At 71.1% G+C, this 13441-nt stretch carries 16 protein-coding genes; 9 read left to right on the plus strand and 7 right to left on the minus strand.

Going from position 1 to position 13441, the window contains the following annotated elements; all coding sequences use genetic code 11:
* The first annotated feature begins 44 nt into the window (after positions 1-44).
* From ACSUPT_RS14410 to ACSUPT_RS14435, 6 genes are all read left to right on the plus strand, one after another.
* Positions 45-425, plus strand: coding sequence for a phage holin family protein (locus tag ACSUPT_RS14410; RefSeq protein ID WP_351966147.1), 381 nt, complete (start codon positions 45-47; stop codon positions 423-425).
* A complete protein-coding gene (locus ACSUPT_RS14415; RefSeq protein WP_436944553.1) occupies positions 425-1588 on the plus strand; it encodes a cystathionine gamma-lyase in 1164 nt (387 codons plus the stop codon). Before ACSUPT_RS14410 ends, ACSUPT_RS14415 begins: the two co-directional genes overlap by 1 nt.
* Before the next feature lie 193 nt (positions 1589-1781).
* Positions 1782-2678, plus strand: a complete 897-nt coding sequence (locus tag ACSUPT_RS14420; protein ID WP_436944554.1) for a LysR family transcriptional regulator — start codon at positions 1782-1784, stop codon at positions 2676-2678.
* A gap of 61 nt (positions 2679-2739) precedes the next feature.
* On the plus strand, positions 2740-3219 hold the full coding sequence (locus tag ACSUPT_RS14425; protein WP_351966150.1) for an NUDIX hydrolase: 480 nt from the start codon (positions 2740-2742) through the stop codon (positions 3217-3219).
* 93 nt (positions 3220-3312) lie between these two features.
* A complete protein-coding gene (locus ACSUPT_RS14430; protein WP_436944555.1) occupies positions 3313-3840 on the plus strand; it encodes a DUF2269 domain-containing protein in 528 nt (175 codons plus the stop codon).
* Positions 3841-3985: 145 nt separating this feature from the next.
* Complete coding sequence (locus ACSUPT_RS14435; protein WP_361654582.1) at positions 3986-4438, plus strand: GNAT family N-acetyltransferase; 453 nt, start codon at positions 3986-3988, stop codon at positions 4436-4438.
* A gap of 20 nt (positions 4439-4458) precedes the next feature.
* On the opposite strand, the gene ACSUPT_RS14440 is transcribed toward ACSUPT_RS14435, so the two are convergent.
* Positions 4459-5829 carry a serine hydrolase domain-containing protein gene (locus tag ACSUPT_RS14440; RefSeq protein ID WP_436944557.1) on the minus strand — a complete coding sequence of 457 codons (1371 nt, stop codon included), beginning with the start codon at positions 5827-5829 and terminating at the stop codon, positions 4459-4461.
* Between the two features lie 85 nt (positions 5830-5914).
* Here ACSUPT_RS14440 and ACSUPT_RS14445 point away from each other — a divergent pair, with 85 nt between their 5' ends.
* A complete protein-coding gene (locus ACSUPT_RS14445; RefSeq protein WP_361654215.1) occupies positions 5915-6574 on the plus strand; it encodes a GOLPH3/VPS74 family protein in 660 nt (219 codons plus the stop codon).
* Positions 6575-6582: 8 nt separating this feature from the next.
* Here the strand turns inward: ACSUPT_RS14445 and ACSUPT_RS14450 are convergent, their stop codons facing one another.
* A complete protein-coding gene (locus tag ACSUPT_RS14450) occupies positions 6583-7218 on the minus strand; it encodes a LysE family translocator (protein WP_436944558.1) in 636 nt (211 codons plus the stop codon).
* Between the two features lie 224 nt (positions 7219-7442).
* Between ACSUPT_RS14450 and ACSUPT_RS14455 the strand changes: the two genes are divergently transcribed.
* Positions 7443-8099, plus strand: coding sequence for a hypothetical protein (locus tag ACSUPT_RS14455; protein ID WP_399218662.1), 657 nt, complete (start codon positions 7443-7445; stop codon positions 8097-8099).
* A gap of 27 nt (positions 8100-8126) precedes the next feature.
* Here ACSUPT_RS14455 and dnaB read toward each other — a convergent pair whose 3' ends face one another.
* Positions 8127-9638, minus strand: coding sequence for a replicative DNA helicase (dnaB, locus tag ACSUPT_RS14460; protein WP_351966157.1), 1512 nt, complete (start codon positions 9636-9638; stop codon positions 8127-8129).
* A gap of 423 nt (positions 9639-10061) precedes the next feature.
* On the opposite strand from dnaB, the gene ACSUPT_RS14465 reads away from it, so the two are divergent.
* Positions 10062-11399 carry an MATE family efflux transporter gene (locus tag ACSUPT_RS14465; RefSeq protein ID WP_351966158.1) on the plus strand — a complete coding sequence of 446 codons (1338 nt, stop codon included), beginning with the start codon at positions 10062-10064 and terminating at the stop codon, positions 11397-11399.
* A gap of 161 nt (positions 11400-11560) precedes the next feature.
* Here ACSUPT_RS14465 and rplI read toward each other — a convergent pair whose 3' ends face one another.
* From rplI to rpsF, 4 genes are all read right to left on the minus strand, one after another.
* Complete coding sequence (rplI, locus tag ACSUPT_RS14470; RefSeq protein ID WP_175411319.1) at positions 11561-12007, minus strand: 50S ribosomal protein L9; 447 nt, start codon at positions 12005-12007, stop codon at positions 11561-11563.
* Between the two features lie 17 nt (positions 12008-12024).
* Complete coding sequence (rpsR, locus tag ACSUPT_RS14475; RefSeq protein ID WP_005315025.1) at positions 12025-12261, minus strand: 30S ribosomal protein S18; 237 nt, start codon at positions 12259-12261, stop codon at positions 12025-12027.
* A 44-nt stretch (positions 12262-12305) separates the two neighbouring features.
* Positions 12306-12884 carry a single-stranded DNA-binding protein gene (locus ACSUPT_RS14480; protein WP_351966159.1) on the minus strand — a complete coding sequence of 193 codons (579 nt, stop codon included), beginning with the start codon at positions 12882-12884 and terminating at the stop codon, positions 12306-12308.
* A gap of 75 nt (positions 12885-12959) precedes the next feature.
* The gene (gene rpsF / locus ACSUPT_RS14485; RefSeq protein ID WP_351966160.1) at positions 12960-13250 is read right to left on the minus strand and encodes a 30S ribosomal protein S6; all 291 of its coding nucleotides are present in this window, start codon (positions 13248-13250) and stop codon (positions 12960-12962) included.
* Between the last annotated feature and the right edge of the window lie 191 nt (positions 13251-13441).

The following is a 13441-nucleotide window of genomic DNA, read 5'->3' on the forward strand; positions in this document are numbered from 1 at the left end:
TTCGCCCCTGCCTCGGTCCGATCACGTCTGCCACGATCAGACACATGATGAATTTCGTAGTCAAGACGCTCGCGAACGCGGGGGCCCTGGCGGTGGCCATCTGGCTGCTCCAGGACATCACGCTCACCGGTGAGGACACCGGCCGCAAGGCGCTCACCCTCATCCTCGTGGCTCTGGTCTTCGGCGTGGTCAACTTCCTCGTCAAGCCGCTGGTGAAGCTGCTCACGCTGCCGCTGTTCATCCTCACCCTCGGCCTGTTCACCCTGGTCGTGAACGCCCTGATGCTGCTGCTGACCTCCTGGCTCGCCGACGAGCTGGAGCTCGGCTTCCATGTCGAGGGGTTCTGGACCGCCGTCCTGGGCGGCCTGATCATCTCGGTCGTCTCCTGGGCCCTCAACGTCGTCCTCCCCGACGGGCGGGACTGATGGCGGCGGCTCCCGAGCACGGGGGCGGCGCCCGCCACCACGGGGACGGCACCCGTGCCGTGCGGGCCGGCCTGCCCGAGCCCCACCCCTACGAGCCGACGCTGCCGGGCCCGGTGTTCGCCGCGCACTTCCATCTGCCGGGCGAGCCGACGGGCCCGTACACGTACGGGCGTGACGAGAACCCGACCTGGACGCTGCTGGAGCGGGCCGTCGCGGAGCTGGAGGCGCCCGGGGACAGCACGGCGGAGACCGTGGTCTTCGCCTCCGGCATGGCCGCGATCTCCTCCGTGCTGTTCTCGCAGCTCAAGAGCGGTGACGCGGTGGTCCTCCCGGCGGACGGCTATCAGGCCCTGCCGCTGGTGCGCGAGCAGCTGGAGGCGTACGGGATCGAGGTCCGCACCGCGCCGACCGGCGGCGACGCGCAGCTGGCCGTGCTGGACGGCGCGAAGCTGCTGTGGCTGGAGACCCCGTCGAACCCCGGTCTCGACGTGTGCGACATCCGGCGCATGGTGGACGCCGCGCATGCCGCCGGTGCCCTGGTCGCGGTGGACAACACGCTCGCCACGCCGCTGGGGCAGCGGCCCCTGGAGCTGGGCGCGGACTTCTCGGTGGCCAGCGACACCAAGGGCATGACCGGGCACGGCGACATCCTGCTCGGCCATGTCGCCTGCCGCGACGCGGAACTGCTCGCCGGTGTGCGCAGGTGGCGGAAGATCGTCGGGGCGATCCCCGGCCCGATGGAGGCATGGCTCGCCCACCGCTCCCTCGCCACGCTCCAGCTGCGCGTCGACCGGCAGTGCGCCAACGCCCTGGCCCTGGCCGAGGCGCTGGCCACGCGCGACGACGTGACGGGTCTGCGCTACCCGGGCCTTCCCGGCGACCCGTCGCACGCCGTGGCGGCCCGGCAGATGCGCCGCTTCGGGACGGTCGTGTCGTTCGTCCTCGCCGGCCGGGAGCAGGCCGAGCGGTTCCTCGGGGCGCTGCGGCTGGTCGACGACGCGACGAGCTTCGGTGGTGTGCGCTCGACGGCTGAGCGGCGGGGCCGATGGGGCGGCGACGCGGTGCCGCCCGGCTTCATCCGCTTCTCGGTCGGCGCCGAGGACCCTGACGATCTGATCACGGACGTGCTGCGGGCCCTGGACGAGGCGGCCCGTCACAGCTGACGGGCGCTGAGCGGAACGGACGGTCCGAGCCTCCCCCCTCGTGGCTCGGACCGTCCTGCTTGTGTGCCCGAACCCGGTCTGAACCAGGCTAGTTGACTGTACGTCAGTGTCCAATCACGCTAGCGACAGCGACCTATCGACATATTTATAGTTGTACGGCTCCCGGGGGCGCTGCCCGGGAAGAGGGAGGGGCATGGATCTGGGCCTGCTGCGGACCTTCGTCACGGTGCACCGCGCCGGCTCCTTCACCCGCGCCGCGGCCCTCCTCGGTCTCTCCCAGCCGGCCGTGACCAGCCAGATCCGCACGCTGGAGCGGCAGCTCGGACGGCCGCTGTTCCTGCGCCAGGCCCGTGGAGTCACCCCCACGACGGTCGGGGACGAGCTCGCCCACCGGGCCGCCCCGCACCTGGACGCCCTCGTCGCGATCACCGAGACCGGGCGGCACGGGCGGGTCGGGGGCCGCACCCTTCATCTCGCCGGACCGCCGGAGCTGCTCGCGCTGCGGGCGTTACCCGCGCTGACGCCCCTCGTGGCGGAGGGGCTGACGCTGCGCACGTCGCTGTTCCCCGCCGCCGAGGAGAGCCTGGACGGGCTGGCCGCGGGCCGCCACGACCTGGCCCTCTCCACGGCGCGGCCGCGTGGCGGACTGCTGACGGCGACGCCCCTGTGCGACGAGGAGCACGTCCTGGTGGCGGCGCCGCGCTGGGCCGCCCGGCTGGCGCCGGAGGTACTCCTGAGCAAGGGCTCCGTGGTGCTCGACCAGCTCCCGGTGATCGAGGTCCACGAGTCGCTGCCGTTCGTCACCCGGTACTGGTCGGCGGTCTTCGAGTCCAAGCCTGCCGCTTCGGCGACGGTCGTCGTCCCTGATCTGCGCGCCGTCCTGGAAGTCGCCGCCTCGGGCGCCGGCCTCGCCGTCCTGCCGCGCTACCTGTGCGAGGAGGCGCTGGAGAGCGGCCGCCTCGTGGCGCTGCTGGAGCCGCAGGTGCCTCCCCTGCGGACGTACTTCCTGGTGGTGCGCGCCGGCACGCTGGCTCTGGCGCACATCACCCGGGCGCACGAGACGCTGTTGCGCGCAGCGGTCGACTGGTGACGGTCGGGGGTCGCGGCCCTGCGGGCGTTTCAAGCGGAACGCGGCGGGCCATTTTCATGCCATGACCGAACGTCCAGTGGTCAAGCGCACCGCCCGGGCCATCCTCCTCGACGGCGACGACCTCATCCTGATCAAACGGACCAAGCCCGGAGTGGACCCGTACTGGGTGACGCCGGGCGGCGGCGTCGAGCCGGGTGACGCGACGGTCGTCGACGCCCTGCACCGTGAGGTGCACGAGGAGCTCGGCGCGAAGATCACGGACGTGGTGCCCTGCTTCGTGGACACCGTCGAGCACATCGAGGACGGCGGTGTCTCGGGGGTGAAGGTGCAGCACTTCTTCGTCTGCCGTCTGGAGTCCATGGACCTGAGCCGTCGGCACGGCCCCGAGGTGGAGGAGCCGGTCGGCGAGTACGAGGTCGTCCGCGTCCCGTTCAGTCGGGTCGGTATCGCCGCCGTGCACCTCGTCCCGCTGTCGCTGCGCCACTACCTGGACGGCAACATCGAGGGCGTACGCGCCATGCACGCCCCCGACCTGGGCTGACCGCGGCGGAGCGTCCGTACGCCGACGCGAGTAGCCGCGGTTACTCCCCCGGTCAGACGCGGTCGGCGGGCGTGCGGCGGGACCGTGTTTCACGTGAAACCTCTCAAGCGTCCCGTACGCAGGATCCTGCTCGTCGTGCATGTCGCCGTGTCCGTCAGCTGGCTGGGGCTCTCGCTCGGTCTGCTGGCGCTCGGCCTCACCGCCTACACCACCGCGGACCCCTCGTTGACGTCGGCCGCCTACCGGGCGATGGGGGTGTTCGCCGACTGGCTGCTTCTTCCGGTCGCGGCAATCACCCTGGTCAGCGGCCTCGTCTTGTCCCTCGGCACATCCTGGGGGCTGGCCCGCCACTACTGGGTGTGGACCAAGTTCTGGCTGACGCTCGTCACGGCGGCGGCCACCGTCTTCGCCTTGCGTCCGGAGATCGCCAACGCCGCCGCGGCCGGGGTGCCGGACAGCAGTCTGGTGGCCGCGCCGCTCGTCTCCACCAGCGCCTATCTCTTCATGACGGCCATCTCCGTGCTCAAGCCCTGGGGCCTGACCCGGCGCGGACGCCGACTGCGGGAGAGGCGGGGACGGCGCGCGGGCGGCGCGCGGGCACGGACGGGCCCGCCCGCCTGATCGCGGCGCAGCGACGGAACCTGCGAGCCGTCGCGGTGCCGCGACGGACAGCCCGGCGTTCGTTCCTTGCCTTCGGCGTGCCGCGCGCCACGGATCACGGCGGATCCGCTCACGTCTCCACGATCAGGGCGGTACTGTCCGCCCCATGAGCGATCTTGAGATCAGGCGCGCGACCTCTGCGGACATCCCCGCCATCGTGGCCATGCTGGCCGACGACCCGCTCGGTGCCCAGCGGGAGTCTCCCGACGACCTCTCCCCCTACCAGGCCGCCTTCGAGCGGGTGGCTGCCGACCCCAACCAGCATCTGGTCGTGGCCGTGCGAGAGGGCCAGGTCATCGGCACGCTCCATCTGACCGTGATTCCGGGACTGTCCCGGCGCGGGGCCACTCGCGCACTGATCGAGGCGGTGCGGATACACGCCGACGCGCGCGGCACCGGGCTCGGGACCCAGCTCTTCGAGTGGGCCATCGCGGAGTCACGCCGCCAGAACTGCGTCCTGGTCCAGCTGACCTCGGACGTGACCCGCACCGATGCCCACCGCTTCTATGAGCGCCTGGGCTTCACCGCCTCACACGTCGGTTTCAAGCTGGCGCTCTGAGCGATGTTTCACGTGAAACGTCAGCGGCCGCCCCGCCAGCCGTCCACGTCGACCCCGCCCGGGACGGCGTCGGCCGGCCCGTACGGCTCGCGTGTGAAGACGAACGAGCCCAGGTCCAGATGGCTCACCGAGCCGTCCTGGCGGCGGACGACCCGAAGCACCTCCCCGTCGTAGTAGCCGTCGAGTCCGAGCCAGGTGCCGTCGGGGAGCGGCCGGAAGCGGGACCCGCGCCCGACACCGCGCAGGGGCTGCAGTTCCACTCGGCCGTCCCCGAGCAGCTTCAGCCCGTACGGTGACGTCCCCCAGTACCAGGTGCCGGTCAGCGCGAGCAGTGCGCTGTCGGCCTCCGGCAGGGGGCGCCACGGCTCCGGGAGGCGCGGCTCGGCCTCGGCGACGATCTGTACGAGATCGGCGGCCACCGTCCAGGGCTCCGGACCGGACGTCGCGTTGGCCAGCACGACGGCGGCCACGTCGTCGTCGGGACTGAACCACAGCCCGGCGACGAACCCGGGCAGCGAACCGGAGTGACCGACGAGCGTACGGCCGTCGCGCCGCAGCAGGCGTACGCCGAGCCCGTAGCCGCCCTCCCAGTCGCCTGCCACGGGCGGCGCCGCGGCCGTGCGCATCTCGCGTACCGACTCCGCTGACAGCACCCGCTCGTCGCCCTCGGCGAGGAACGAGGCGAAGCGGCACAGGTCGGCGGCGGTCGACCACAGCTGCCCGGCCGGGGCCATGAGCCCCAGGTCCTCAGCGGGCTCGGAGAGCAGCACGTCCGCCCAGGGGTGGACCGCCCACCCCGGGGCGTACGGCGCGACCGGCTGCGATGTCGTCCGTCCCATGCCGAGCGGCTCGAGGATCCCCGTCCGCAGCGCCTCCTCCCACGAAACGCCCCGCACGGCGGAGACCAGTGAACCGAGCAGCGTGTAACCGGTGTTGGAGTAGTGGAACCGCCGCCCCGGCACATGGACGAGCGGGTCCTTCCCGAGCACGTCGGCCAGAGCGGGACGCAGCTCGCCCGGTGTGCGCTCCCACCAGGGGCTCGGCGACTCTGCCGCCAGACCGCCGGCATGGCAGAGCAGCTGGGCGATCGTCACGTCCCCCACGCCCGTATCGGGCAGGTGCTTCTCCAGCGGGTCGTCCAGGCTCAGCAGGCCCTCGTCACGAAGCCGCAGCACCAGAACGGCGGTGAACGTCTTGGTGATGGAGCCGATCCGGTACTGGGTGTCGGCGGCGGAGCGGACATCGCCCCGCGCGCCGGACCACACGAGACGGCCGCCGCGGGCGACCGCCCCGATGAGCGAGGGGGCACGGCCCTCGGCCTGGCCGACGGCGATCCGGTGGAGCAGCGCGCGCTCCGTGGTGGGCAGCAGCGGTACGGAAGATGAGGTCATGGGCCCAGATGTACCGCACGGCGCGGAACCCCCGCCCTCCGCCGGGCGTCGTCCTCAGTGACCACTGGACCGAGGGGAGCCCCATATGTCCGTATCGCTGGGCGAGGAAGTCATGCTGCTGTCACTGGACGACGAGTCCGGTGTGGCGAAGGACCGCGCCTCGGCGGGCTGGGCCGTGGCGGGCGGCACACTGCTCGAGCTGGTCGTACGGGACCGGGTGCGGGTCGCGTCCGGCAAGGTGAGCGTCACCGACACCACGCCGACCGGGGACGCGCTGCTGGACGAGCGGCTGGACCGGCTCGGCGAATGGGTCCGGCGCCACCGCTCCGCGAAGGTCACCGACTGGCTGGCGAAGGACCAGCCGACCGTCGTCCGGGCGACGGTGCGCCGCCTGTGTGAACGCGGCCTCGTCGTCGAGGAGAAGCACCGCACGCTGGGACTGTTCCCGGTACGGCGCTACCCGGAGGCCGACGGCACCGTGGAGCGGGAGCTCCGCGACCGGCTGCACCGGGTCGTCGTCCAGGGCGCCCGCCCCGACAACCGCACATCGGCGCTGATCGCGCTCCTGCACGGCGCCCGGCTGTACGGCATCGCCTTCCCGGACGTCCCCCGCAAGGAGATCGAGCCGCGGATGGCGGTGATCGCGGAGGGGGAGTGGGCGGCGGACAGTGTGCGCCGGGCGATCCGCGACATGCAGGCGACGATGGCGGCGGTCACCGCCGCGACCATCCTCGCCGTCACCTGAGGCGGCGCTCAGGCCCCGGCCACGAGCAGGTGGAGGGCGAGACCGGCGATGAGGGCGCTGGACACCAGAGCGGTGGCCAGCCTGCCCCGTTCGCCGGTCAGCGCCCGCCCGAGCAGCGCACCGCCGCCGGCGAGGAACAGCTGCCAGCCCGCGGACGCGGCGAACGCGGCGACCACGAAGAGGGCACGCTCCGACGCGCTCCCCAGCCCGGCGGAGCCGCCACCGATCACCAGGGCGGCGAAGTACACGATCGTCATCGGGTTCAGCAGGGTGATCCCGAGGAACGCCAGGTAGGCCCGCCCGGGCCCGAAGTCCCCGCGGTCCGGTCCGGCCCCGGATCCCGGCCCCGCCCGGTACCGCCCGACCGCGCTCAGGGTGCCCTTCACCGCCAGCCCGACCAGCACGAGGACCGAGACCCAGCGCAGCGGCCCCATGACGGGCTCCAGCAGTGGTACGAGCACGGAGCCGCCCAGCGTCGCGGCCAGCGCGTACACCCCGTCGGCGGTGGCCACCCCCAGCGCGGCGCAGGCACCGGTCCTCCACGAGGTCCGCGCGCTCACGGCCACGAGGTACGCCCCGACGGCCCCCACCGGCACGGCGATCCCCAGCCCGGCGACGGCCCCGGCGACCAGCGCCCCGATCACCCGCCCACGCCCCCGACCGGGCCAGGGCCCCCGCACAGCCTCAGCATCCCCGCATCCTGAGCGAAGACAGCCCACCCGGGCAACGGATTTCCCCACGCGCAACGGCCCCCCGGTTCTCGCACAGCAGCGGCACCCTCCCGCTACGGGGCGCGAACCGGCGTGCCCGACTCCAAGAAGGACCACATCCACTGGCAGGACGGCGTCTTCTGCCCAATGGTGAAGGTGTGGCGCATCGTCCAACCTCCTCCACCGTCAGGGCCCGTCGCCTCCAAGCACGACGCAGCCGTCCGGCTACCGGCGCATCGCCGAGGGCGGCACGACAGACCCGCAGCCTCGGCGAGGCCCTGGTCCCCTGGGCCACCGCCTTGTCGGCCCTCGCGGCCGCGATCGGCCTGTTCTTCAGTGCCACGGTGGCGTCGTCGAGCGTGGAGGCCACGCGCAGGCAGTTGGAGCAGGACGAGCGCCAGCAGGCCGGAAGGGTCGGCTACTGGACCGAGCCGGCCGGCGAGCTCTCCGAGACGATCGTCCTGGTGAACCGCTCGCTGGACCCGGTGACCAACATCGAGCTGTGGTGGCACGCACCGGACGCGAACATCGACCCGACCGAGCACGACGATGTCTTCATGGCCTTCTCGACCATCCCGCCCTGTACCCGAATGGTCTTCGATCACCGCGCCGTCGACCGATACCTTCAGAACAGTTTCGGGATCGAGCAGGGCGGGGCCCCGCTCCGGGCCGTCCAGTTCATCGACAGCGACGGGCGGCAGTGGTTGCGCGATCCGGACGGGCTCCGCGCGGCGGAGCACGAAAGGGCGGACGGCGAGGACCTCGGTGACGAGGTGCCCGCCCGCAAGGAGCCCGCCGAGCACTGTGACAAATGAGCATGCCCCGGCCCCGCCCCGGGAGGATCAGGTCTGGGCCATGTCCACGAAGCGGGAGTAGTGGCCCTGGAAGGCGACCGTGATGGTGGCCGTGGGGCCGTTTCGGTGCTTGGCGACGATGAGGTCGGCTTCGCCCGCGCGCGGGGACTCCTTCTCGTACGCGTCCTCGCGGTGCAGCAGGATCACCATGTCGGCGTCCTGCTCGATCGAGCCGGACTCGCGGAGGTCGGACACCATGGGCTTCTTGTCCGTGCGCTGCTCCGGACCTCGGTTCAGCTGCGACAGGGCGATGACCGGGATCTCCAGCTCCTTCGCGAGGAGCTTGAGGTTACGGGACATGTCCGAGACCTCCTGCTGGCGGCTCTCGGCGCGGCGGGAGCCGCCGGACTGCATCAGCTGGAGGTAGTCGATCACGACGAGCTTGAGGTTGTTCCGCTGCTTCAGGCGGCGGCACTTGGCGCGGATCTCCATCATCGACAGGTTCGGGGAGTCGTCGATGTACAGCGGGGCCTGGGAGACGTCCGGCATGCGCCGGGCCAGGCGAGTCCAGTCCTCGTCCGTCATCGTCCCGGACCGCATGTGGTGGAGCGCCACCCGCGCCTCGGCGGACAGCAGACGCATCGCGATCTCGTTGCGGCCCATCTCCAGGGAGAAGATGACGCTCGGCAGGTTGTGCTTGATCGAGCAGGCGCGGGCGAAGTCCAGCGCCAGGGTGGACTTGCCCATGGCGGGACGGGCCGCGATGACGATCATCTGCCCGGGGTGGAGGCCGTTGGTCAGCGAGTCGAAGTCGGTGAAGCCGGTGGGCACACCGGTCATCTCACCGCTGCGGGAGCCGATCGCCTCGATCTCGTCGAGGGCGCCCTCCATGATGTCGCTCAGCGGGAGGTAGTCCTCGCTGGTGCGCTGTTCGGTGACCGCGTAGATCTCCGCCTGGGCCTGGTTGACGATCTCGTCGACGTCGCCGTCGGCCGCGTATCCCATCTGCGTGATCTTGGTGCCGGCCTCCACGAGCCGGCGCAGGACCGCGCGCTCGTGGACGATCTCCGCGTAGTACGAGGCGTTGGCCGCCGTGGGGACGGACTGCACCAGGGTGTGGAGGTACGACGCGCCGCCCACCCTCGTGATCTCGCCGCGCTTGGTGAGTTCGGCGCCCACGGTGATGGGGTCGGCCGGCTCGCCCTTGGCGTACAGGTCCAGGATGGCCTGGTAGATCGTCTCGTGGGCCGGACGGTAGAAGTCGTGGCCCTTGAGGATCTCCACGACGTCGGCGATGGCGTCCTTGGAGAGGAGCATGCCGCCGAGCACGGACTGCTCGGCGTCCAGGTCCTGCGGAGGCACGCGCTCGAAGCCGCCGGCGCCGCTGTCCCACGGGCCGCTCTCGCTGCCCCGCTCGTGCTGGTCCTCGCGGCCCCGTCCGCGGCCCCCGCCCCGGCCGCCGCCCACAGGGGCTTCGGCGCCGCGCTGGCGGGATACGGGCAGACGGTCGCTCGGGCCGCTGTCGGTCCAGGGATCGTCCAAGGGCTCCGGAATGGTCACCGGCCCACCTCCTCCCGTCCGCACCGCGGACCTCGCCGTGTCACATGTCTACGCCACGGCTCTGACAATCAAGAGGCACCAACTCCACCTCGCGGCACGTCGGGCGCCGGACCACGGTAGGCCCGCGGGCACCGTCAGCCAATCTGGTTATCCACAGGGCCTGTGGGTGAACGGCCCGATGCTGTGGAGAACTCCCCGGAACCTGTGCACGGAGCGGGGGACAGTCGTGTGGACAAACTCATAGCCTCGGCAGAAGAGCTTCGCTGACCTGCGGTTTTTCCATCCACGGGCTGTGGGGGAGAAAAAGTTTCCCCACAGATTCAAGATCCGCACAAACAGCGCAGGGAGCAGCCGCCACCCTCTCCACAAGTAAGGATCACTATGCTGTTGCATCTCTTACCTGTGGACGATTAGATTGCCCGCATGACCCAGGCTGACCCGGCACCCTCCCACCCCGGCCGCTCACACGACCGCGAGATCCTCGCCCTCGCCGTACCGGCGTTCGGCGCTCTGGTCGCCGAGCCCCTCTTCGTCCTCGTGGACAGCGCTGTGGTCGGTCACCTCGGCACCTCCCAGCTGGCCGGTCTGGGCGTCGCCGCGGCCCTGCTGTCCACCGCGGTCAGCGTCTTCGTCTTCCTCGCCTATGCCACGACAGCGGCCGTCGCCCGGCGGGTGGGCGCCGGAGACCTGCCCGCCGCCATCCGCCAGGGCATGGACGGCATCTGGCTCGCCCTCTTCCTCGGCCTGGCCGTCGTCGCGGTGACCCTGCCGACCGCCCCCTGGGTGGTCGACGCCTTCGGGGCGTCCGGCACCGCTGCTCCGCACGCCACCACGTATCTGCGGATCTCCAGCTTCGGCATCCCCGCGATGCTCATCGTGCTCGCCGCCACCGGGGTACTGCGCGGCCTCCAGGACACGAGGACGCCGCTGTACGTGGCGATCGCCGGGTTCAGCGCGAACGCCGCCCTCAACGTGGCGCTCGTCTACGGCGCCGGACTCGGCATCGCCGGCTCCGCCTGGGGCACCGTCATCGCCCAGTGCGGCATGGCTCTCGCGTACCTCGTCGTGGTCGTCCGCGGCGCCCGCCGCCACGGCGCGTCGCTCCGCCCGGATGTCGCCGGCATCCGCGCCAGCGCCCAGGCCGGCGTGCCCCTGCTGATCCGCACGCTGTCCCTGCGGGCCGTACTGATGATCGCGACAGCCATCGCCGCCCGTCTCGGTGACGTACCGGTGGCCGCACACCAGATCATCCTGTCGCTGTGGAGCCTGATGGCCTTCGCCCTGGACGCCATCGCCATCGCGGGCCAGGCCATCATCGGCCGCTACCTGGGCGCGGGCGACACGGACGGCGCCCGCGCCGTCTGCCGCCGAATGGTGCAGTGGGGCGTCGCCTCGGGTGTCGTACTGGGCGTCCTGGTGGTCGCGGCCCGGCCGCTGTTCATCCCGCTCTTCACGGGCGACCAGGCCGTACGGGACACGCTGCTGCCCGCTCTGCTGGTCGTTGCGCTCTCCCAACCGATCGCCGGGGTGGTCTTCGTCCTGGACGGGGTCCTCATGGGCGCGGGCGACGGGCCGTACCTGGCGGGCGCGATGGTGGTCACCCTGGCGGTGTTCGCCCCGGTGGCCCTGCTCGTCCCCGTCCTCGGGGGAGGTCTCACGGCCCTGTGGTGGGCGATGACGCTGATGATGACCACCCGGATGGTGACGCTCTGGCTGCGGATGCGCTCCGGTCGCTGGCTCGTCACCGGCGCCACCCGCTGACGGACGCGGACCCGGCTGGACCCGCCGTGGAGGTCGTGATGTCTCACGTGGAACATCACGGCCCGAGACCTTCGCCCCGCCACCGTTTCACGTGAAACATGACGAAGGGCCGCACCCCAGCGGGTGCGGCCCTTCAGCGCTCAGCTCTGCGAAGGCAGTGCTCAGGCAGCGACGACCTCGACACCGAGGTTCGCGGCGACCTCGGGGTGCAGACGCACGGACACCTGGTGCGAGCCCAGGGTCTTGATCGGCGCACCGAGCTCGACACGGCGCTTGTCGACCTCCGGGCCACCGGCGGACTTGATCGCCGAGGCGATGTCAGCCGGGGTGACGGAGCCGAACAGACGGCCGGCGTCGCCGGAGCGAACGGCCAGGCGCACCTTGACGGACTCGAGCTGGGCCTTGATCTGGTTGGCCTGCTCGATCGTCGCGATCTCGTGGATCTTGCGGGCGCGGCGGATCTGCGCCACGTCCTTCTCGCCACCCTTGGTCCAGCGGATCGCGAAACCACGCGGGACCAGGTAGTTGCGAGCGTAGCCGTCCTTGACGTCGACGACGTCGCCGGCCGCACCGAGGCCGGAGACCTCGTGGGTAAGGATGATCTTCATTAGTAGGTCACCCTTCCTTATCGCGCGGTGGACGTGTAGGGCAGCAGCGCCATCTCACGGCTGTTCTTGACGGCCGTGGCGACGTCACGCTGGTGCTGCGTGCAGTTGCCGGTCACGCGACGGGCACGGATCTTGCCGCGGTCGGAAATGAACTTCCGCAGCATGTTCGTGTCCTTGTAGTCCACGTACGCGGTCTTGTCCTTGCAGAACGCGCAGACCTTCTTCTTAGGCTTGCGCACAGGCGGCTTCGCCATGGTGTTTCTCCTGTGTGATCAAGAAGTGGGGTACGAGCCCGGCCCTAGAAGGGGGGCTCGTCCGAGTAGCCGCCGCCGGAGCTGCCGCCCCAGCCGCCCTGGCCGCCGCCCTGCTGGCCGCCGGCCGGCGCGCTGGAGGCCCAGGGGTCGTCGGCGGGAGCGCCGCCGCCCTGCTGGCCGCCCGGGGCACCGCCCCAGCCGCCCTGGCCGCCCTGGCCGCCCTGCGGACCGCCGCCGTAGCCGCCCTGACCACCGCGGCCGGCGGTCTTGGTGACCTTGGCCGTGGCGTTCTTGAGGCTCGGACCGACTTCCTCGACGTCCAGCTCGAAGACCGTGCGCTTGACGCCCTCGCGGTCCTCGTAGGACCGCTGCTTCAGCCGGCCCTGCACGATGACGCGCATGCCCCGCTGGAGCGACTCGGCGACGTTCTCCGCCGCCTGGCGCCAGACCGAGCAGGTCAGGAACAGGCTCTCGCCGTCCTTCCACTCATTGGTCTGGCGATCGAAGGTGCGGGGGGTGGACGCGACACGGAACTTCGCGACCGCCGCACCGGAAGGGGTGAAGCGCAGCTCGGGGTCGTCGACAAGATTGCCGACGACCGTGATGACGGTCTCGCCTGCCATGGGGAACCTCTCGGCGGGTTTGCTTCTGGCTGCTTGCTGCTGCTACTCGGACCCGATGACCAGTGAGCGGGAAGCTCAGTGGGTGTCGGGGCGGAGGACCTTGGTCCGGAGGACCGACTCGTTCAGGTTCATCTGGCGGTCGAGCTCCTTGACGACCGCAGGCTCGGCCTGCAGGTCGATGACCGAGTAGATGCCCTCGGGCTTCTTCTTGATCTCGTAAGCGAGACGACGACGGCCCCAGGTGTCGACCTTCTCCACCTTTCCGTTGCCCTCACGGACGACGGAGAGGAAGTTCTCGATCAGCGGGGAGACAGCGCGCTCCTCGAGATCGGGGTCGAGGATGACCATCACCTCGTAGTGACGCATGTGGAACCCACCTCCTTTGGACTCAGCGGCCACGGTCGTTCCGTGGCAGGAGGGTCGTGATGCGTACGCAACGGTAGCCGTGCCCACTGACAAACGGCCCCGGACAGCGGACCGGCGACTGGCGCGAACCAGGGGCTGGTGCGTTTCCGGGCATGGGCAGACACCGGTGCAGACCGTACAGAGTACCCGCA

The sequence above is a fragment of the Streptomyces sp. SudanB25_2051 genome (assembly GCF_964272635.1).
Classification (GTDB): Bacteria; Actinomycetota; Actinomycetes; order Streptomycetales; family Streptomycetaceae; genus Streptomyces.